The organism is Arthrobacter sp. NPDC058097, assembly GCF_042884885.1.
Classification (GTDB): Bacteria; Actinomycetota; Actinomycetes; order Actinomycetales; family Micrococcaceae; genus Arthrobacter.
Window position 1 is genome coordinate 77,197 of sequence record NZ_JBHVSZ010000015.1, and the last position, 20,911, is coordinate 98,107.

A 20,911-nucleotide genomic window follows, 5' to 3' on the forward strand; every position below is an offset into this window, starting at 1 on the left:
TGCCCATTCAGATATAGCCGGAGCATGCAGTATGCCCACCGACTCGGTCACCCCCGCATGTAGCGTGATTTCGCACACACCAAGTGCCATTCCAGAACCATGAGGAGATACACATGCCGAACTACAGGGTGTCGATGGATATCGGCGGAACCTTTACGGACATCGTGGCGTACGATCAGGCCGCCGGAACCTATGCGGCTACGAAAGCGTCCACCACCCCGGGGAACCTGAGTGCCGGAGTCATCGCGGGCCTCGAATCGATAGTTGATGATCTCTCGGACATCGATTTCCTGGTGCACGGCACCACCCAGGGCCTGAATGCTTTCCTGGAACGTCGTGGGGTTCCCGTGCTACTGCTGGCTACGGCCGGCATCGAAGATACCTATCACATCGCTCGCGGCCCCCGGCTTGAGCTCTACAATGCTCAGTACCGCAAGCCTGCCCCTCTGGTCGAGCGCAAGGACGTCATCGGCGTCGGTGGCAGGCTGGACAGCCAAGGCCAGGAACTCGTGCCCTTGGACGAACTGGCAGTCCGCCAAGCGGCCCGCCGGGCAGTGGAGGAGGGCTACGGCGCCGTCGCCGTTGCGTTCCTGTTCAGCTACAAGAACCCCTCACACGAACTCAGGGCCCGCGAAATCCTGATCGAGGAACTCGGGGAAGAGTTCACAGTCTCCCTTTCGCACGAAGCAGCCAAGGAATGGCGCGAATACGAGCGCACGTCCTCCGCCGTCGTAGAGGCCTACACGGGGCCGGTCGTACGCAACTACCTCCTGGACTTGGAAGAGAAACTCGCTGACCGGGGAGTGGAAGCGCCGCTTCACATCATGCAGTCCTCCGGCGGCGTGCTCACCGCCGAGTCCGCCCGTAAGCGGCCGCTGCAGACACTGCTTTCCGGCCCCGTCGGCGGTGCCATGGGCGATGTCGAACTGGCGGGTGTCTCAGGAAACCGCAACCTCATCGGCGTGGACATGGGCGGAACATCCTTTGACGTTTCCTTGGTGGTTGACGGCAAGCCGGACGTCTCCACAGAGGCCCACCTAGAAGGTCTGCCGATGCTCATGAGCGTCGTGAACATCCACACCGTCGGAGCCGGCGGCGGCTCCGTCGCTTGGCTCGAAGCCGGCGGCCTGCGGGTGGGACCACGTTCCGCAGGGGCCAACCCCGGACCGGCCTGCTACAGTCGCGGCGGCACGGAACCCACCGTTACCGACGCCAACCTGGTGCTCGGACGAGTCGACCCCGATTGGTTCGCCGGCGGGCAGGTCGCCTTGGACCGTGAAGCCGCGATAACAGCCTTGAAAACAGTAGGTGACCAGCTCGGCCTGGACCCCATCGCCATGGCAGAAGGCATCTGCGACGTCGCCAACTCCCAGATGGCCCAGGCCATCCGGACCATCACCATCTCCAGGGGTATCGAACCCCGCGACTTCTCCCTCGTGGCCTTCGGCGGAGCCGGACCCATGCACGCCGTCTTCCTCGCTAAAGAACTCGGCATCCCGGAAACGGTCGTTCCTCGCTTCCCCGGTGCTTTCTCCGCCTGGGGCATGCTGCAAACCAACATCCGCAAGGACTTCTCCGAACCCTACTTCTACCTCGACGAAGACATCGATGTGGCTGATATGGCCGGCATCCTCCGCTCTATGGAAGTCGAGGGCCTGTCATCACTGGTCTCGGAAGGGGTTCCGGAGGAAAGCCGCGCCACGACGGCGTCCGTGGACGTCCGCTATCAGTCTCAGGAGTTCTCCCTGAACGTTCCACTGACGTCCGCTGACGAACCCGAGTCTCCCGACTTCGTGGCCAACCTCGCTCGCCGTTTTTCCGCGATGTACCACGAGCGCTACGGCCACTCCAACCTCGGCGCCCCGATCGAAATCGTCACGCTGCGGACGCAGGCCGTCGGCGACCTGGGACGGCTGGAAGCTCCCAGTCACGCCCCTGCACAGGACCCGGAGTTCAAGCATGAAGTCCGGCGGGTGGTCTTTGACCACGTCGAGCACGACACCATCGTGGTCCGCCGGGACGACCTCGGCGCCGGCCACACATTCGAAGGGCCCGCCATCATCGTGGAGCAGACCGCCACCACCGTGGTGCCCCCTGGGTTCAAGGTCAAGGTCGACGAGTTCGGCTCCCTGGTCATCCGCTCTGAAGACGTCGAAGGAAACTGAGGTACCAAAAATGACAATTGCAGCAGTCAAAACCCTGGATCCCGTCACCGTGGAAATCATCCGCAACGCGCTCACCAGCGCCGCGGATGACATGAACGCCACCCTGATCCGTTCCGCTTACTCACCCATCCTCTATGAGGGCGGGGACTGCGTCGTGGCCCTGCTGGACACCGAACACCGCGTGCTCGGACAGTCCGCTGGCCTGCCGCTGTTCCTCGGCAACCTCGAAACCTGTTCCATCGCCGTGGAGGAGATGTACGGCCGGGCGGTCTGGCAGGAAGGAGACATCTGGATCCTCAACGACTCATACCTGGGCGGCACCCACCTGAACGACGTGACCCTTTTTGCTCCGATCTTCGACGAAGGGGCGGTGGTCGGATTTGCCGCCACCCGTGCGCACTGGATGGACATGGGGTCCAAAGATGTGGGCGGCTCGATGGACTCGACAGATATCTTCCAGGAAGGCTTCAGGATGGGACCGGTCAAGCTGGTCGAAGCCGGAATCGAGACTTCGGTTGTGGACCTGATCCGGACCAACGTGCGCTTCCCCTACCAGACCATTGGTGACATGCACGCGATGATCGCCGCCCTCCGGATGGGGACCACCCGAATGAAGGAGCTCGTGGGCCGGTACGGGATGGAGCAGCTGGATGCCGCCCGGGATGAGATCTTCCGCCAAACGGAGGAAATCGAGCGTGTGACCGTCAGCAACATCCCGGACGGCGTCTACGAAGCCGAGGGCTTTCTGGACAACGACGGCATCAATCTGGACACTCCCATTCCGATCAAGCTGCGGATCACCGTAGCCGGCGACACCGTTGACTTCGACGTCACCGGCTCGGCGGACCAGACCATGGGGCCGGTCAACTGCGGCGCCGCCCAGGCCGTCTCGGCACTGCGCGTGGGCTACAAACTCCTTGTCAGCCCAGAGTCCAACTCCAACGGCGGATCGTTCCGGCCAATGACCACTCAGGTGCGGTCCGGTTCAGTGCTCGGGGCCGTAACGCCGGCCCCGTGCCAGTGGTACTTCTCCCACCTTGGGCTGCTGATCGACCTCGTCTCGAAGGCAATGGCCCCGGCCATGCCCGAACGCGTCGCCAGCGCCAGCCACGGTGACTCAATGATCATCACCGCCGCCGGGTTCGACACCCGCTTCGGCCGGAACTTCGTCACCATGGAAGCCACCCTGGGCGGCTGGGGTGCCTGGCAGGGCACGGATGGTGAATCCGCCATGATCAACAACGTCAACGGCTCACTCAAGGACCTGCCCATCGAGATGTTGGAGACCCGCTACCCGTTCCGAATCAACGAGTACTCCATCCGCCCGAACTCCGGCGGCCCTGGGCAGTACCGCGGCGGCAACGGCGTGGTGCGCGAATACGAATTCCTGGCCGACTGTGTCGTCGGGCTCTGGTTCGAACGGTCAAAGACCCCTGCCTGGGGGCTCTTCGGCGGCTCGGACGCCCAGGGCCCCGAAGTTGTGATCAACCCCGGCCGCCGTGATGAGGTTCGCACCCTGAAGGCGAACGCCCGCAAGGTCAAGGCCGGTGACGTCGTCCGGCTCGCCGTGGGAGGCGGGGGCGGCTTCGGAGATGTGTCCAAGCGCTCCCGCGAGGACATCACCTACGACATCGTCAACGGATTCATCACCGAGGACTTCGCTAAGACGCACTACGGCTACTAATCACCGCCAGCGGATGGGTTCCATCAAGAAAAGAAAGGACTCTATGAGTTCCCAATTTGAATCCTTCGACGACGTGTACGCTCACGCCCAGGAAGCAGTCGGTGTCACGCTCTTTACCGCCTCCGTCGTTGCCGATAACGGCACCAGTATGGCCCGCGTCTACACTACCCATCCCGATGTCTATCCGGTGGGCGGAAAGAAGACCCTCGCCGGGGACACGAACCCGGTGTGGCTGAAACAGGTGCTCAATGGACAGCAGCCGTTCCTGGGGGAGGACAAGGAAGCGGTCCGCGCTTTCTTCTTTGATTCGGCAACCATCGAGTCACTGGGCTGCGGGGCCATCGTCAACGTTCCGGTTGTAAGCAACGGCCAGACTATCGGATCCATGAACTTCCTCGCACCTGAGGGCAGCTACGACCAGAGTTCGGTGGACGCGGCCGTGGACGTCGCACGGCGGTCTGTCCATCTGCTCGAAGAAGCTCTTACCACCGCCAACTAGTTCTCCGCGGGCGGGCACCAATTGGGGGCCCGCCCGCGGACGCAATACGAAGGAACCGCACGTGACCACTTCGGAAAGCTTGACAATACGCAACGCCCTAATCTTCGACGGTGCTTCACCTGACTTGATTGAGGGCTCCATCAGCATCCGGGATGGCCGGATCACCGCCACAGGGCGGGAGGTGGAATCGACCGGTGCCGTCCTTGACGCTGGCGGCCGAACCGTGATTCCAGGACTTATCGATGCGCACTTTCATGCCTACGCCCTAAGCCTGACGTCCGCGAGGAACGAGACGGGGCCATTGAGCTATTCCGCACTTGCCGGGGCAAGACGCCTCGCGGCTGCACTGCTCCGCGGCTTCACTGCGGTTCGTGACGTTGCCGGTGGGGACGTTGGCCTTGCCAGCGCCATCGAGGAGGGTCTGTACCCTGGTCCACGCTACTTCTTCACAGGCCCGGCGCTGAGCCAGACAGGCGGCCACGGCGACATCCGGGCCGCGAACCAAGGAGGATGCTTCCACGGCGGGCACATGTGCGAAGTGGTGGACGGCGCCGATGACCTGCTCCGGGCCGTGCGTCACCGATTCCGCACGGGTGCCTCCGCCATAAAGCTAATGACCTCCGGAGGGGTTGTTTCACCGATCGATCCGATTCGGGTTCCGCAGTACAGCGCGGAGGAAATCCGCGTCGTAACGGAGGAGGCTACCCGCCGGGGCAGCTACGCCACGGCTCACGCATATTCGCCCGAGGCCATTCGCCATTCAGTACTTAACGGGGTTCGCTGCATCGAACACGGCAATCTGCTGGACGCGGAAACCGCGCAGCTAATGGCTGAAAACGACGTCTATCTTGTCCCCACCTTGGTGACCTATGAGGCCATGGAACGACGCGGAGAGGAAGTCGGCCTCACCAAAGTGGGAGCAGCCAAGAATCGGGAAGTGCTGGAGGCCGGGAGGAACGCCGTGGCACTGGCCCGAGATGCCGGGGTCCGGATTGGGTTCGGAACAGACCTCATGGGTGAACTTGAGGATGAGCAGCTGGCCGGACTCCGTCTGCAGTGTGAAGCGCTTGGCGTGTACGGCGCACTCCGGTCGGCAACATCAACCAATGCCGCCTTGCTCGGCCGCGGTGACCTTGGACGCATCACCCGAGGGTCCTGCGCGGATTTGGTTGTGCTGGACGGGAATCCATTCAATGAACCCTCGATCCTCTGGGACGAAAGCAAGACGCGTACCGTCATCAAGGACGGGCAGATCATGTCCACCGCTGTCCTTCAGGGCTCGGCGGACTTGCCGCTAGACGTTCCGGTTGCCTAAGAAAACGTGCGAGATGGAACGCATCTCCGAACGCCGATAACCGCGATTCCGTGGAGCTACATGTCAGGACAGGTGTGCTTCAACAGGGCAACTGAAGACAGAAGCTCTGGCATGGCGGCGCCCGTGGAAGCCATGCGTCGCGCCCTCAGGGAGTCAGCTGGGCTCTCCTTCCCTCACAGACGTGCAGGAGTATCCGGAGCCGTCGGGGATTCATGCCGCTTAGCTTAAAAAGCTGACCGGCGGTAAGCCGCGGACCCGCGTGCGTCTTTCGGCAGATTGGTGGATGGGACCCGGGCAGTCTTATTGGCCGCGGCGACTGGACGGAAAATCGCGAGATGGGTGCCGTTGCCGTCGTACGTTGCACTGCAGGGGATAGGGACTGTCCTGCTGGACTTTCAGTGTCCGTCACCCTGACGCGCGCTGGCCGGTCCATCCCGAAGGAGGCGCAGGTGCTCGTGGATCATTGCCACCGCTGTTGAGCCTTCGCCGGCGGCAGCCGTTACCCGTTTCACCGACCCATGCCGAACATCACCGGCCGCGAACATCCCCGGGACGCTGGTTTCCAGGGGCAGCCGGCTGCGGCCCAGATGGCTGAACTCAGGAGGAAGGTCCTCGAGATCAGCCCCGGTGAGGACAAAGCCGTGGTCATCCAAGGCGACGGTGCCCTGCAGCCATTCTGTGTGCGGCAAGGCCCCGATGAAAATGAAGAGGTACCGGGAGTCGAAGCTGCGTTGTTCGCCTGTGGCTCCCAGATCGACGACGATCCGTTCAAGTGCGCCAGAACCGTCTACGGCCACGATGTTGGCCCCCAGCAGTACTTCTATGCCCGGGTGTTCTTCGATCCGTTCCGCGAGGTATCTCGACATGTCCGCGTAGAGGTCTGCCCCGCGCACCACCAGCCGCACTGGTGCTCCAGCGCCAGCCAGGAAAAGCGCGGCCTGTCCCGCGGAGTTTCCACCCCCAACGACGGCCACCGGCTGCAATCCGCAGAGCCTGGCTTCATGGACAGTGGCGGCGTAGAAGACACTGATCCCCTCGAATTTCTCCAGCCCGGGGACTGGGAGGCGGCGGTAATGAACCCCGGTTGCGAGCAGCGCTGCCCGTGAGGATGCAGGGCCGCTCTCGTGGAACTCGGCGCGGATCTCGCCATCCTTCAATTCGATGCTGCGTGCCCGGCAGGCGACGTTGATCTGCACTCTGAACTTGCGGGCCTGAATGATCGCTCTTTCAGTGAGTTCGCCACCTGAGATTCCGGCGGGAAAGCCGAGAAAGTTCTCGATCCGCGGCGACGTGCCGGCCTGCCCACCTATCGCGAAGCCTTCCTTAAGGACGACCGACAACCCGTCCGACGCCGCGTAGACTGCGGCCGCCAGTCCGGCGGGACCGGCTCCGATCACCATGAGATCGTACGAAGCCGAATGCTCTTTCACCGCCCGTAGGCCCATGGCAAGGGCCAGCTCTGCGTTTGACGGGTTCTTGAGGACCTGCGAGGCGTTTAGCACCACCACCGGCAGCTCATCCGCGAGTATCCCGGCCCGGTCCAGAATGCCCTGCGCCTGCTCATCATCCTCCAGATCGACCAGGTGGTGAGGCAGGCGGTTAGCGGCTGCAAATTCCAGGAGGCGAAGGGTGTCACGGCTGAAGCGGGATCCAACGATGCGGGTGCCCGCGCCCGCGCTGATCAGCAGGACCCGGCGCTGTAGAAATGCTCGCAGGATGGTCTCGCCCACTGCGGCGTCCGTCAGGACGGCACGGCGCAGGTCGTCCCCGCTGATCTGAAGCACTTCACCCGCCTCGGCGGACACAGTGCTGACAAAGGCCGGTTGCCCCTCGACCAGGCCCAGTTCCCCGAGGAAGCGTCCCGGACCGTGAACTTCGAGAATCCGAGTGCCGGGGCCAAGCTCAGCAGGCTGTCTGCCACCGGCGGCGTGCAGCCCCTCGACGACCACTACCGTGCCCTGCAGTATGACGAAGAAATCAGCCCCAACCGTCCCCTCTTGGATGAGGACTTCTCCGGCCGCGGTAGCCCGGCTGGTGCCGGCGCGGCCCAACAATTCGATCTGGGCCTGGCCGAGCCGTGGGTAGGCGCCGCCGACATCCGGCGTTTCCCTCGGCGTCGATCCTGCGACAGGTTGCATCAGTTGGTTCGCCCGCCGGTAGCCTAGACGAATGCCTCATGGGGATAGCACCAGCGCCAGTCCTCGCCGGGCTCCAGAGAACGAACGATTGGATGCAATTCGGTGGCGTGGGCCCGGGCGTGCCGCATGGGTGAGGAGTCACAGCACCCGACATGGCCGCAGGTGAGACACAAACGCAGATGGACCCATGCCGTGCCCAACAACAGGCATTCCTCGCAGCCCTGCGGTGTGCGCACCCGAACGGGACGAATCCGCGCCAGATGCGGATCACGAATTCCAGGAATCATGGTGGCTCCTATGTCGGTCCGGCCCGTTAGCAGGCTTTTAGCCCATCGAGAGCCTAGTACCGGGGCTTTCGCCCAGCCTGCGCAGTCCGACTCCGGAGGCGATCAGAAGTATTCCGAAGAGAACTGCGAAGGACGAGAGCAGACCCAGGAGACTCAGTATGCCCGGGCCGGGAAAGAAGACCAGGAAGAGGCCGAAAAGAGTGGTGACGATGCCTGTGATCAGCCAGAGCCACCACAGCCCGACGGTCTTTCTGGTTTCAAAGGCGAGAGCCATCTGGGAGACACCGAGAATAACCGCCCACACACCGATTACGAGCGCCAGCGACAGGGCGGTGGTGCCCGGCCAGATGAACGCGACGAGACCCGCGAGCACGGAGATGATGCCGCCTACTAGTTGCCAGACGGCGGACCGGCGCCTCATGCGCCTGACGTAGTGCACGATGTTGGTGACGCCGTCAAAGACAGCGTAGGTCCCGAAGAGGATCACCAGTGCGAGTAGGGAAACACCGGGCCAGACGACAACTACAATGCCGAACAGAATGGCCGCAATGCCCCGGACAATCAGCGCAGTTCCTGATCCCTTGAACAATTGTTGTGGAAGTGTGTCAGACATAGCCAGACCTCTGTTTCTGGAGTGGTTCATTCGTAAACTTGCTGACTCAGTGCCTTCGAACAGGGTCTATTCCTTGGCGGTGCTCCCCAGTGTGACTTTCGATGATTTCGTGTCTGGCCCGCGCTGGAACTCGACATCGGCCTGCTGCCCCGGCTCTTTCTTGCGGATAGCGGCCAGGAGGTCGGTCACACTCGCGATCTTCTGCCCGTCGAACTGCGTGATGATGTCTCCTGGCTGCAGTCCCGCTTTGGCTGCCGGTCCTCCGCGGGCAACTTCGATGACCAGCGCCCCCGACGTTGTGGGGAGGCCAAAGCGGCTTGCGACCTCAGGAGAGATGTCGGTCGGAATAATTCCAAGGACCGCGTGTGTGGCCACCCCGCTCTTCAGGATCTGGTCCGCTACGTCGGTCACGGTCGCCGCGGGAGTCACGAACCCGATGGACACGGCCCCCGAGCTGGGCGGCAGATACGCTTCTGAGAGCCCGATGACCTCAGAGTTGCTGTTGACCACCGCTCCACCTGAATTGCCCGGGGAGATGGGGGCGTCCGTCTGGATGAGGTCGATAAGCCCCTGCGGCGATCCCTCTGACGGTGGCATATTACGGTGAAGTGCGGAAACGATGCCTGCCGTGACGGTCTGCTCCAGCCCCAGCGGACTGCCAAGAACAACTGCCAGCTGCCCAACTTCGGGAAGTGTTGTCGAGAACCTGGCTGCCGGAAGGTTGCCACGGTCAGCCTTCACCACTGCCACATCGGTTGGGTCGTCAACACCGACGACAGTGGCCGTTGCCTGGGATCCGTCCGCGAAGTGGATCCGGACGCTCTTGAACGGCTTCTTTTGCTGGTCCTCCACCACGTGGGCGTCCGTGACGATGGTGCCGTCGCTGCGGTAGACCACTCCGCTGCCGATGCCCCCTGATGTTTGGATCGTGACCACAGAGGGTTCAACTTCTCTGACGATCCCAGGAACGGCTGAAAGGTCTCCTGTGGAACTGGAACCCCCAGCGCTGGCGGACTGTGATGCCGGAGCCGGAGGCGACCCTGTGCACGCCGACCCGAATATGAGTAACCCCGCGCCGAGGAGGGCGGTCCACGCCCTCCTGCGTCCTGGCGACGGGAGCGGGGCCTTGCCCTCGGCGGCCGTTCGTCTGCTCATACTCATTGGATCCCCAGCCTTCTCTGGACGTCTACGGCGACATGTACCAGTCTGAGTCTCCTCCGTCCCCGTCGCGCCCGCATGGCCCCGCGACGCCTAAAAACGGCCCGAATTTGAGTCCCTCAGGTCAAATCCGAGGCACCTGGTGCGCGCTTCTGTTTCGCGCTTGATCTGAGCCGTGCAATGGCTCATCGCGTTCGTGCGGACGTAGGCGCCAGGCACGCGTGGCAACGTGCAGGTTGAGGCGGGTCTCGGGGTCAGCAAGGTCTAAACCGGTGATCTGCCGGATGGACTTCAGCCGGTATCGCAGCGTGCTCCGGTGGATGGCAAGGCTGTCGGCCGTGTCGTCATAGTTGCCGCCATGATCCAGATACTGCGCCAAGGTGTGCACCAGATCGGATCCCCGGCGGGCGTCGTTACTCTGCAGTGCACCTAGCCACTCCGCGACGTAGCCGGAGAGGTCAGTTTCGCTGCCGGGCATGTCAAGGATGCGGTAGATCCCCAGCTGGTCGTAGCGTGTGAGACCGTAGGGGTCGATGGAATGTACCCGGATGTGCAGCGCACGCAGGGCCTGCGCGTAAGAACGTGGGAGCTGGGTGACATCGTGGCTCGGACCTCCGATGCCCACGGCTCCGGTGGCGCTGCGCAGAGTCCTTGCCGCAACGGTAAAGAGCTCTGTATCGAGCGGATCTCCCGTAGCCACGGCAAGTGTTATGTCCGAACGCCGTGAAACGAGGGCAGGCGTCTGCAGTTCCCGCAGCGTTCTGCGCAGGGCGACCACGACCGTATCGTCGGTTCTTGGCGGTTGCCACTGAGCAACGATGACGTGCTGCGGGCCCGTGATGTCATATCCCATCGCCTCGGCACGCACGGCTGCGGTCTCTTCATCCATTCCCGACACCAATTCATCCACCAGGTCGCGCCCCAGTTTCAGTTCCAGCTGGGCAATGCTGCGGCGGTGCGACAACTCGATCTGCAAGAGCCGCGTTCCATACTCCAAGGCGAAGATGTCATCGGCCGTGTAGGGCCTGCCGTTCTCGAGCAAGCAAATTGCTCCGAGCACGTCCCGGTCCGGCAGAACCAGCGCCACGAGCCCTCGGGGTTCTTGGACCGGCAATCCGAAGGCGTGCCAGAGCTGCACCGTCCGCGACCTGTCGGCCGCACTGGGCCGGAGATACGGACGCCCGGATTTCGTGCCGGCCGCGGCGCGGATGTTGCCGAATGCGTCCTCGGTGCAGACCGGGTGCCCCGTCAGCACTGAGAGTACTTCCGCCAGAAGGGACTCCCGGGAGCTCATTTGTCCGAGGGGGGCTGTGAGAGTGCCATTGAGGGCGTTCTGGATCGACGTTCGGGTTTCGAGCTGCAGTACCGTTGCCGTGAGGATACGCAGGCGATTGTACACGTCGGGGGCATTGGAAATCGGGGCCCTGTGCTCCTGCTGGTGTGCTCCTGCCGCTTCCTCGACTGCGCCGGGGGCAGTTGCCGCCGTTGCGTGTAGCTCGATCATCTGCGCCGGACTCGGGGCTGTGCGGGCCTGCAGGACAAGGCACCCGTTCAGTTCTCCGCTGTCATCATAGGTCGAAAGCGCGTATCGCCACCCCGGCCCTGTGGAGGGAAGTTCGGCATCCCTGGCGTCGAACTGGCCGACATCGGGGTCCAGGGGCGTCGGCGCCCGGTTCGGGCCGGGAAGCAGATGACCGTCCACCACTAGAAAGCATGCTGACACATGGCAAAATTCCAGTGTAGAAACAGATTGTGTGGCCTTGAGGAGAGTCTCCTCGGCCCTTTGTCGATCGAACATCCAAGTTACCTGCCGGCCCTCTCTGTCCGCGGCTAAGGGCCTCGTTCGTGGGCGAGATAGGTGGCGGCGGATCCCCAATCATCCCGGCGTTATCCAGACTACGCCTGCGGACCCTATCCTGCTAGGTCAAAGACCGGGAGCATATTTGGACCCTCGAGGGTCATGCCGTCGCTCCCTTCCACGGGCAGACTCAACCTGTAAGGCCCCATGACACAGCCCCGTGAGCCGCGCGGCCCAGCAGGACACGGGGTGGAATCATGCGGTGCAATTTCGGGCGGACGTCGCCGCAGGACAGAAACGCGCCCTCTAGGACCGGAGTGAGTCATGGCCAAAGCAGTAGGAATTGATCTTGGAACAACCAACTCGGTGATCGCCGTCTGGGAAGGCGGGGAAGCCCGCGTTATCCCCAACGCCGAAGGCGCCCGGACCACGCCCTCGGTTGTGGCGTACACGGACAACGGGGAACGGCTTGTGGGGCAACTGGCCCGCCGGCAGGCGATTCTGAATCCCAAAGGAACCATCACGTCGGCCAAGCGGTTTATCGGCCGGCACTATGACGAGATCACGGATGAGGCCAAGGCCGTGAGTTTCGACGTCGTAGCGGACGACAACGGCGTGGCGCGTTTTCAGGTTCAGGGCAAGAAAGTAGCCCCCGAAGAGGTGAGCGCGCTCGTTCTCCGCAAGCTAGTGGACGACGCCGCGAAGCAGTTGGGCGAAAAGGTGACCGAGGCCGTCATTACGGTTCCCGCGTACTTTAACGACGCACAGCGCACCGCGACCAAGGATGCGGGCAGGATCGCGGGGCTGGAAGTCCTGCGCATCATCAACGAACCTACTGCTGCGGCCCTGGCCTACGGCATCGATAAACGTCAGCATGAGACGGTTTTAGTTTTCGACCTTGGCGGCGGAACTTTTGATGTGAGCCTGCTGGACGTGGGGGACGGGGTTGTGGAGGTCCGCTCCACAGCGGGTGACACGCACCTCGGCGGAGACGATTTTGACCGCCGGCTTGTCGATTACCTGGCCGACGACTTCCAGAAGGAGGCCGGCATCGACCTCCGGTCGGACCCCCAGGCGTTGCAACGCCTGTTCGAGGCCGCCGAGAAAGCGAAGGTCGAGCTGAGTTCTGTGACCCAGACCCAGGTGAACCTTCCCTTCATCACTGCCGACGCCACGGGCCCCAAGCATCTGACGACCACCGTTAGGCGCTCCGTTTTTGAAGACATCACCCATGACCTGGTGGAACGCACCATGGATCCGGTCAAGCAGGCCATGACGGACGCCAAGGTCACGGCCAACGACATCGATGAAGTGATCTTGGTCGGCGGCTCCACCCGCATTCCCGCTGTGCAGAACGTCGTTCGGCGTCTTACCGGCGGCAAAGATCCCAACATGAGCGTCAATCCAGACGAAGTCGTGGCTATCGGTGCGGCGATCCAGGCCGGCGTGCTTAAAGGAGAGGTCTCGGACGTCCTGCTTCTGGACGTTGTGCCGCTTTCCCTGGGTGTCGAGACCCGCGGCGGTGTGATGACAAAGATCATCGAGCGCAACACGACCATCCCCGCACGCCGCAGCGAAGTGTTCTCCACCGCCGACGACAACCAGCCCGCCGTGGACGTTGTGGTCTTGCAGGGGGAGCGTGAACTGGCGGCGGATAATCGGGTGCTGGGCCGGTTCCAGCTGACCGATATCCGGCCAGCACCCCGCGGAGAACCGCAGATCGAAGTCACGTTCGATGTAGATGCCAACGGCATTTTGAACGTGACCGCCCGCGACAAGGACACGGGCAAGGAACAGGGCATCACCATCAGCGAAGGCTCCAACCTCGACACCAAGGAAGTCGAGCGCATGATTGCTGAGGCTGAGTCCCACAGAAGCGAGGACCTGCAGAACCGGGAGCGGATCGATACCCTCAACGAACTCGATGCGGTGGCCTACCGCGTTGAGCGGGCCGTCAATGAGCTAGGTGACGCAGTCCCGGTGCACGACAAGGCCCGAGCGGAACTGCTGGTTGGCCAGGCGCGCGACGCCGTCAGCAACCAGGCAGACGTTGGCACCGCGAGGGAACTGATTTCCGAGCTTCAGCAGCTGCAGTCGGCGCTGAGCGCCTCGGCTGCGGCCACCGCAGGGGCGGGTCAGGAATCCGCATCTCAGCCCGCAGCGTCCAACGATGTAGATGAGGATGACATCGTCGACGCGGAATTCGACCGTGGCTAGGAACGGCCATGAGCGACCAGGCAGGACCGGCTCCAGGAAGTAACGAGGCAGATGCCGCCGCACTCGGTGAAAGGGATAACGAAGCGACGCAACAGGCGGACGCGCTGGCCAAAATGGAGGATCTGTGGCGCCGTGCGCTGGCTGACGCAGACAACGTCCGAAAGCGCGCCGCCCGGGACGGCGCACAGTTAAGGGCACAGGAGCGCGCAGCGGTCTCTTTGGCGTGGTTGCCCGTCCTCGACAATCTGGAACTGGCCTTGGCTCACGCCCCGGCTGCCGGGGACCCGCTCGTCGAGGGTATAGCCGCCATCCGATCCCAGGCCATCGATACCCTGTCCCGCCTTGGCTATCCGCGGATCGACGCCGAGAACGTCCCCTTCGACCCTCGGATTCATGAGGTGGTCAGTGTGTCGGAAACGGACGAGGCTCCACCGGGGACGGTGCTGACCGTTCTGCGCCCGGGCTACGGCGGCACGGACACCATCCTCAGGCCAGCGGCGGTCGTTGTCAGCCGGGCGGTGAACGCTGACCGTGGCTAACGACCCATATTCCGTTCTCGGCGTTTCCCGGACGGCGGACGCTGACGAGATCCAGCGCGCCTACCGCAAACTGGCGCGAAAATATCATCCGGACGTCAACCGTGATCCGGATGCCGCTGAGCGGTTTAAGGAAATCGGCGAGGCCTACAGCACTCTCTCGGATGCCGAAACGAGGGCCCGTTACGACCGTTTCGGTGCCGATTTCCGGCAGTACGCCGGCAGCGGCGCCGGACCGGCCGGAGGCGGTCCGCGATGGGGGACCGGCGGCCCTCGGCCAGGTCCGCGGCCGGGACGCGGCGGGTACGGCAACGTCGACGTCGATATGGGTGGCGACGTCGATTGGGAGGACCTGCTCGGGGGCTGGTTCCGTCAGCAGGGTGCAGGTCCGGTACAGGGAGCGGACCACGAAGCCGAGCTTCGGCTGACCCTCGACGAAGCGATCCGAGGCGGACGTCGCACCGTCCGCCTGGCGCAGCCCGGTGGTGAAGCCCGGAACTATGACGTCGACGTGCCCCCCGGTGTACTCGACGGCCAGCGCATCCGCCTCGCGGGAGAGGGCGCCGCGAGCCGCGGCGGGGGTCCGCCGGGGGATCTGTTCCTGACCGTACGCATCCAGCCGGACGCCAGATACCGGCTCAAGGGCCGGGACATTCACTTCGACCTTCCCGTCACGCCGTCGGAAGCCGCCCTCGGGACCAAGATCAAGGTCAACGCACCTGCGGGACCGGTCACCATCACCGTTCCCGGCGGGTCTTCCAGCGGGCGCAGGCTTCGGCTTCGCGGGCAGGGCGTGCCCAATCCGAAGGGCCAGCCGGGGAACCTCTACGCAGAGATCCGCGTCATGGTGCCCCCGCGGTTGAGCAGTGAGGTGCGCAAGCTATATGAGCAGCTTGCCGCTGTGTCCGACTTCCACCCGAGGGAGGGGATTCTATGAGCCGAGAATATCCGCTCGCCTATCCGTGGCGTCTGAACCTCGAGGCGGTGGCGCGCAGCAGCGGCGTCCACCCGGACGTCGTCATGCGGTTCGTAGATTTGGATCTGATCCGGCCGCTTGGCGATGCCGCGGGCGGACCATGGTTCAGCCCGCGGGCCCCGGAACTCATAGCGCGCGTCATGAGACTCCATTCGGAGCTGTCGCTGAACTACGCGGCAATCCCGTTGGTACTCGATCTGTTGGTGCGGGTCGACTCGCTTGAACGACGGTTGGTTGAAATCACGCAGGTGGAAGGGACTGCTTCACAATGAACATGGAGAGTTTGACCCAAAAGTCGCAGGAGGCCTTGGCAGAGGCTCAACGCATAGCCCAACGCAATGGACACACTGAGACCGACGGCGAACACCTGCTGCTGGCCCTGCTGGAGCAGGAAAGTGGCCTTGTCCCGCGCCTGCTCGTGGCCATGCAGGTGGATGTGGATGAGCTGAGGGCCGCCGTCGAAGCCGAGCTGAGGCGCAAGCCAAAGGTCACGGGCCCTGGAGCGGCACCGGGCCAGGTGTATGTGAGCCGCAGGCTGGGCGCGCTCCTGGACGCCGCCGAACGTGAAGCCAAGCGCCTCAAAGACGAGTATGTCTCAGTGGAGCACCTGCTGGTTGCCCTGGCGGAGGAGGGGCGGTCCACTGCGGCCGGAAGGGTGCTGGCTGATCACGGGATCACCCGCGAGGCGTTTCTGTCGGTACTGACCCAAGTGCGGGGAAATCAGCGCGTCACATCGGCAACACCGGAACAGACCTACGAAGCGCTTGAGAAGTACGGCCGCGATCTGGTGTCGGACGCCCGCACCGGAAAGCTGGATCCGGTCATCGGCCGCGACGCGGAAATCCGGCGGGTCGTCCAGATACTCTCCCGCAAGACCAAAAACAACCCGGTGCTTATCGGCGAGCCCGGAGTCGGCAAGACCGCCATTGTGGAGGGGCTGGCCCAGAGGATCGTCCGGCAGGATGTGCCGGAAGGGCTGAAGAACAAGACCATCTTCTCGCTCGACCTGAGCGCCCTGGTGGCCGGTGCCAAGTACCGCGGCGAGTTCGAGGAGCGGCTAAAGGCGGTGCTGGCCGAGGTGCTGGCGGCAGAAGGCAGGATCCTGCTCTTCGTGGACGAGCTGCACACCGTCGTCGGGGCAGGCGCGTCTGAGGGATCAATGGACGCCGGCAACATGCTCAAGCCAATGCTGGCCCGCGGGGAACTGCACATGATCGGCGCCACCACACTCGACGAATACCGCAAGCACATTGAGTCGGATGCGGCTTTGGAACGCCGCTTCCAGCCGGTCACGGTTGACGAGCCCGACGTCGAGGACGCCATTTCCATTCTTCGCGGGCTGCGGGAGCGGCTTGAGGTCTTCCACGGCGTGCGGATCCAGGACAGTGCTCTGGTGGCTGCGGCCACCCTTTCCCACCGGTACATCACTGACCGGTTCCTTCCGGACAAGGCCATTGACCTTGTGGACGAGGCGTGCGCCAGGCTGCGGACGGAAATTGATTCGATGCCGGCGGAACTGGATGAGCTCACACGGAAAGTCACCCGGCTCGAAATAGAAGAGGCAGCACTCTCCAAGGAATCCGATCCGGCCAGCAAGACCCGGCTCGAGGAGCTGAGGCGTGAATTGGCGGACCTGCGGGCTGAGGCCGACGCGAAGAGGGCCCAATGGGAGGCCGAGCGCCAGGCGATCCACAAACTGCAGGAAATCCGCAGTGAACTGGAGCGGCTGCGGCAGGACGCTGAGGAAGCCGAGAGGAACTACGACCTCAACCGGGCGGCTGAGCTACGCTACGGCAGACTGGCCGACCTCGAACGGCGGCTGGCCTCCGAGGAGGACCGGCTGACCGCGAAACAGGGTGAAAAACGCCTGCTCCGCGAGGTGGTGACGGAGGACGAGATCGCCGACATCGTCGCGGCGTGGACAGGCATACCGGTCGCACGGCTGAAGCAGGGCGAACGTGAAAAAGTCCTGCACCTGGATGAAATTCTGCGCGCCCGCGTCGTGGGGCAGGAAGAAGCGATCAGCGCGGTGTCGGACGCTATCATACGTGCCCGCTCCGGTATCCGGGATCCCCGCCGGCCCATCGGCTCCTTCATCTTCCTTGGCCCGACCGGCGTCGGGAAGACCGAGCTTGCAAAGTCTCTGGCTGCGGCGCTCTTTGACAGCGAGAACGCAATGATCCGGCTGGACATGAGTGAGTACCAGGAGCGCCACACCGTGAGCCGCCTGCTGGGGGCGCCTCCTGGCTACATCGGCTACGACGAAGGAGGCCAGCTCACCGAAGCGGTACGCCGGAAGCCGTACTCGGTGGTGCTGTTCGACGAGGTGGAAAAGGCCCATCCGGACATTTTCAACACCTTGCTCCAGGTGCTCGACGACGGACGGATTACGGACTCGCAGGGCCGGACCGTCGACTTCCGCAATACAGTCATCATCATGACCTCCAATATCGGCTCCCAGTATCTTTTGGAGGGTTCGGCCGAAGGCGGGGCGATCACCGAGGAGGCGCGCGGCATGGTGATGGGCGAGCTCCGGGCGCATTTCCGCCCCGAGTTCCTCAACCGCGTGGACGATACGGTCCTGTTCGCACCCTTGGGACTGCCGCAAATCGAGCGCATCGTTGATCTGCAATTCCAACAGCTGCGGCAGCGGCTGGCCGAGCAGCAAATAGAGCTGCACCTGACCGAGGAGGCGCGCCTTCTGATAGCCGAACGAGGCTTCGATCCGGTCTACGGGGCCCGCCCCCTGCGCCGCTACATTTCCCATGTGGTGGAAACGCAAGTGGGCCGCGCCCTGCTGCGTGGCAGCATCGCGGAAGGCGGAGTGGTCACTGTGACCGCATCCGGAGGGGAACTGGTGGTTGACTACAGCACGATGGAGCTGGAGGGGGCCGGAACAGCATGAACAAGGCCATCACCAAATGTCCCCATTGCGGCAAATCCAACCGCGTGCCGGCTGTCGCTGAGGGCCGGCCGCGGTGCGGGAATTGCCACCGGGAGCTTCCTTGGGTGGTTGAGGCGGGCGACGACGACTTCGGCGAGATTGCCGAACGGTCCGGCGTTCCGGTACTGGTTGACTTTTGGGCGGTGTGGTGCGGACCCTGCCGGATGGTGAGCCCCGTGTTGGACGAGTTGGCCCACGAACGCGCGGGGCACATCAAACTTGTGAAGGTCGACGTGGACCACTCGCCGCAGCTCTCCGCCAGATTCGCCATTCAGGCGGTGCCAACGTTGATGGTCATCGTCGACGGCAAGATCGTCGCGAGGCAGGCCGGCGCAGCTCCCGCGCCGGTGCTGAGGTCCTGGTTGGAGGGGGCACTCGCGGAATAGTTCAAGAACGGCGGACGAACCGCGGGCAGTATCCCGCCACCCCTTATGGGCGCGGTGTCACCGTTTGAGATGGTCGAGAAAAATCCCCCTGTCCGCTACCAAATCGTCGTCGACAAGCGGATGGGCCAGGAATACCCTTGAGCCGTCCGAGAGTGTTCCGACAATGGAGACGGAGATACCGGAAATGGGAACCCAGGAAAATGTTGAGCTGATTCGGCGCGGCTACGAGGCCTTCGACGCCGGGGATATGGAGACGCTGCGCGAATTGTTCGCTGAGGATGCCGTCTGGTACGGTCCCGGCACCGGCGCGCTGTCGGGGTCTAAACAGGGACGCGAGGCCATCCTCGCTTATTTTGGTGAACTGGCGACACGTTCGGACGGAACCTTCAAGGTGACACTGCAGGAGATCATTGGAGGGGACAACCACATTGTCGGGCTGCAGCATAACCACGCGGAGACCAACGGCAAGACTTTGGACACAGACGGAGCCCTGACCTTTCAAGTCCGCGACGGCAAGGTTGCGGAGGCCCGGGAGTTCTACGCTGACACGGCGCAGGGAGACGCCTTCTGGGGGTAGCCCGAGCCGTAAAGCCCAGCCTTTCCTTCGCGGAATGGCTGGGCATTTCCCTTCGGGGGCGAGCCCTCGAAACGGGGTTACATGGGGTATCCGAAGCCCGGGCTAAGCACCATTCTGGCTGCGGCCTGCACGTCACCGCGGAGGTCCCGGTCCTGGACACTTGCTGGGAGCCCCAGCCCGGCATCGAAAGCTGTACGGAGCCGTTCACTGCGGAACTCGGCGCTGGTCCGGCCCTGCAGCCTCAGCGCCCTCACGGCGCATAGGAATTCAATGCCAACGATTGTCGAAAAAGCGTCGACAGTGGCTGACAACTGGGACGTACCCACGCTTCCGAAGCTCGCGTCTTCCTCCGCGCCCAGTGACAGGACCACAGTCTGCAGGCTCGTCGGCTGTGCGCTGGCCCGGATTCGGCCCGCCGACGCAGCCGCCACGTATTCCAGCATCATGACTCCGGACTGGCCTGCGTTGTCGGCGGCGAGGAAAGGGTTCAGGCCGGTATAGGAAGGATCGCAAAGCAGGTCGATCCTGCGAAGGAGTGTGGCACACGCGGCACCGACCGCGAGGTGCAGAGCGTCCACGCGTCTTCCTAGAGTGGTCATTTGGAACAGGCCGTGGTGGGCCACGCCATTGCTGCCATCCTGTGCGGAGCCGAACACCAGCGGGTTCTCATGGCCTGCGACGACGAGGCGTTCAAGAAGGGCCTGAAGCGCTTCGAGTTCTTCGAGCATGGCACCAAGGACCTGGGGCAGGGTGCGCAGACAGTAGGGGTCCTGGATTCGTGCCGGGCTGTGGTGACCGTCCAAGAGGTCATAGAGCACATTGGCCATGTTGGCAACCGAAGCCGTATCTGCCGCCTGCGCCACGTGGGGGCTGAACGCCTCCCGGTTTCCGGACATGGCAGCGAAGGACAGTGCGGCGATGGCCGTAAGGTTCTCCAGCAGCGTCGTGAGCTTTTGATGGGCCACGACTGCCTGGGCGATGGTGAGCGCATTGGAGCTGATGAACGGCAGGGCATCTTCCGTGGCCCAGCCTTCCAGCGGTGCTGTGACATTTTGCCCGTCCATCGTTGGCCGCTCGCCCAACAGTGTGAGCGCCGTCCCGGACAGCGCGGGAAGGTCCGCGGTTCCGATGCCGCCAAACTCCCGCACCTCAGGCAGGGCATCGGCGTTAATCAACCCCGCGAGAGCCTGAGCCACTGCGGGGCTGATGCCCGACGACCCGGCAGCGAGCTGGGAGAGTCTGATGATCAACATGGCCCGGACGGTTTCCCGATTCAAGGCCCTGCCGGCATCGACGGCGTGGCTCCGGAGCAGGTTGAGTCCGTGAACGTCGGCTCCCTCAACACCCCGGTTCAGGGTCACGGAGCGGTTCGCGCCGACGCCGGTGGAGCGGCCGTAGACCGGTCGGGCCTTAGCCGTTGCCTGGGCGGAGCGCTGTGATTCTGCGATTCGTTCCAGGGCCGACGGCGCCAGCCGAACCTGTGTTGCCGCAGTGGCTGCTGCCGCCAATGCGGCCAGGTCCAACTGGCGTCCGTCGATCTCGATCACTGAATGATCCTTTCTGGTGTCCATACTGGCGGTGGTTGTTCGCTGGTTGAGCTTGTCGAAACCTTGATCCC

General features: G+C 63.5%; 17 protein-coding genes. 11 read left to right on the forward strand and 6 right to left on the reverse strand.

Annotation, left to right across the window (positions count from 1 at the left end; all coding sequences use genetic code 11):
• Positions 1–113: 113 nt before the first annotated feature.
• The 4 genes from ACFVTE_RS21445 to ACFVTE_RS21460 all read left to right on the forward strand — a co-directional run bounded on the left by ACFVTE_RS21445 (position 114) and on the right by ACFVTE_RS21460 (position 5,663).
• On the forward strand, positions 114–2,165 hold the full coding sequence (locus ACFVTE_RS21445) for a hydantoinase/oxoprolinase family protein (protein ID WP_387104083.1): 2,052 nt from the start codon (positions 114–116) through the stop codon (positions 2,163–2,165).
• Between the two features lie 10 nt (positions 2,166–2,175).
• Positions 2,176–3,849 (forward strand): hydantoinase B/oxoprolinase family protein, encoded by a 1,674-nt coding sequence (locus ACFVTE_RS21450; protein WP_387104086.1) that lies wholly within the window; start codon positions 2,176–2,178, stop codon positions 3,847–3,849.
• Positions 3,850–3,892: 43 nt separating this feature from the next.
• The gene (locus ACFVTE_RS21455) at positions 3,893–4,348 is read left to right on the forward strand and encodes a GAF domain-containing protein (protein ID WP_387104089.1); all 456 of its coding nucleotides are present in this window, start codon (positions 3,893–3,895) and stop codon (positions 4,346–4,348) included.
• Between the two features lie 61 nt (positions 4,349–4,409).
• Positions 4,410–5,663, forward strand: a complete 1,254-nt coding sequence (locus ACFVTE_RS21460; protein WP_387104091.1) for an amidohydrolase family protein — start codon at positions 4,410–4,412, stop codon at positions 5,661–5,663.
• A 395-nt stretch (positions 5,664–6,058) separates the two neighbouring features.
• Here the strand turns inward: ACFVTE_RS21460 and ACFVTE_RS21465 are convergent, their stop codons facing one another.
• From ACFVTE_RS21465 to ACFVTE_RS21485, 5 genes are all read right to left on the reverse strand, one after another.
• The gene (locus ACFVTE_RS21465; RefSeq protein WP_387104093.1) at positions 6,059–7,801 is read right to left on the reverse strand and encodes an FAD-dependent oxidoreductase; all 1,743 of its coding nucleotides are present in this window, start codon (positions 7,799–7,801) and stop codon (positions 6,059–6,061) included.
• Positions 7,802–7,824: 23 nt separating this feature from the next.
• Positions 7,825–8,088, reverse strand: a complete 264-nt coding sequence (locus ACFVTE_RS21470; protein WP_387104095.1) for a UBP-type zinc finger domain-containing protein — start codon at positions 8,086–8,088, stop codon at positions 7,825–7,827.
• Positions 8,089–8,125: 37 nt separating this feature from the next.
• A complete protein-coding gene (locus tag ACFVTE_RS21475) occupies positions 8,126–8,701 on the reverse strand; it encodes an HdeD family acid-resistance protein (protein WP_387104098.1) in 576 nt (191 codons plus the stop codon).
• 66 nt (positions 8,702–8,767) lie between these two features.
• Positions 8,768–9,637: a S1C family serine protease gene (locus ACFVTE_RS21480; protein WP_387104100.1), complete on the reverse strand. Its 870-nt coding sequence runs from the start codon at positions 9,635–9,637 to the stop codon at positions 8,768–8,770.
• 346 nt (positions 9,638–9,983) lie between these two features.
• Positions 9,984–11,657, reverse strand: a complete 1,674-nt coding sequence (locus tag ACFVTE_RS21485) for a PucR family transcriptional regulator (protein WP_387104101.1) — start codon at positions 11,655–11,657, stop codon at positions 9,984–9,986.
• 324 nt (positions 11,658–11,981) lie between these two features.
• Here ACFVTE_RS21485 and dnaK point away from each other — a divergent pair, with 324 nt between their 5' ends.
• The 7 genes from dnaK to ACFVTE_RS21520 all read left to right on the forward strand — a co-directional run bounded on the left by dnaK (position 11,982) and on the right by ACFVTE_RS21520 (position 19,293).
• Entirely contained in the window at positions 11,982–13,874 is a 1,893-nt protein-coding gene (dnaK, locus tag ACFVTE_RS21490) for a molecular chaperone DnaK (protein ID WP_387104103.1), read from the forward strand.
• Between the two features lie 8 nt (positions 13,875–13,882).
• Complete coding sequence (locus tag ACFVTE_RS21495) at positions 13,883–14,413, forward strand: nucleotide exchange factor GrpE (protein WP_387104106.1); 531 nt, start codon at positions 13,883–13,885, stop codon at positions 14,411–14,413.
• A complete protein-coding gene (locus tag ACFVTE_RS21500) occupies positions 14,406–15,347 on the forward strand; it encodes a DnaJ C-terminal domain-containing protein (protein WP_387104107.1) in 942 nt (313 codons plus the stop codon). Before ACFVTE_RS21495 ends, ACFVTE_RS21500 begins: the two co-directional genes overlap by 8 nt.
• Positions 15,344–15,658 carry a chaperone modulator CbpM gene (locus tag ACFVTE_RS21505; protein ID WP_377950842.1) on the forward strand — a complete coding sequence of 105 codons (315 nt, stop codon included), beginning with the start codon at positions 15,344–15,346 and terminating at the stop codon, positions 15,656–15,658. The genes ACFVTE_RS21500 and ACFVTE_RS21505 overlap by 4 nt, the downstream gene beginning before the upstream one ends.
• Positions 15,655–18,291, forward strand: coding sequence for an ATP-dependent chaperone ClpB (gene clpB / locus ACFVTE_RS21510; RefSeq protein ID WP_387104111.1), 2,637 nt, complete (start codon positions 15,655–15,657; stop codon positions 18,289–18,291). The genes ACFVTE_RS21505 and clpB overlap by 4 nt, the downstream gene beginning before the upstream one ends.
• The gene (gene trxA / locus ACFVTE_RS21515) at positions 18,288–18,716 is read left to right on the forward strand and encodes a thioredoxin (RefSeq protein WP_387104113.1); all 429 of its coding nucleotides are present in this window, start codon (positions 18,288–18,290) and stop codon (positions 18,714–18,716) included. The genes clpB and trxA overlap by 4 nt, the downstream gene beginning before the upstream one ends.
• A gap of 184 nt (positions 18,717–18,900) precedes the next feature.
• Entirely contained in the window at positions 18,901–19,293 is a 393-nt protein-coding gene (locus ACFVTE_RS21520; protein WP_387104115.1) for a nuclear transport factor 2 family protein, read from the forward strand.
• 77 nt (positions 19,294–19,370) lie between these two features.
• Here ACFVTE_RS21520 and ACFVTE_RS21525 read toward each other — a convergent pair whose 3' ends face one another.
• Complete coding sequence (locus ACFVTE_RS21525) at positions 19,371–20,840, reverse strand: aromatic amino acid ammonia-lyase (protein WP_387104117.1); 1,470 nt, start codon at positions 20,838–20,840, stop codon at positions 19,371–19,373.
• Positions 20,841–20,911 lie beyond the last annotated feature (71 nt).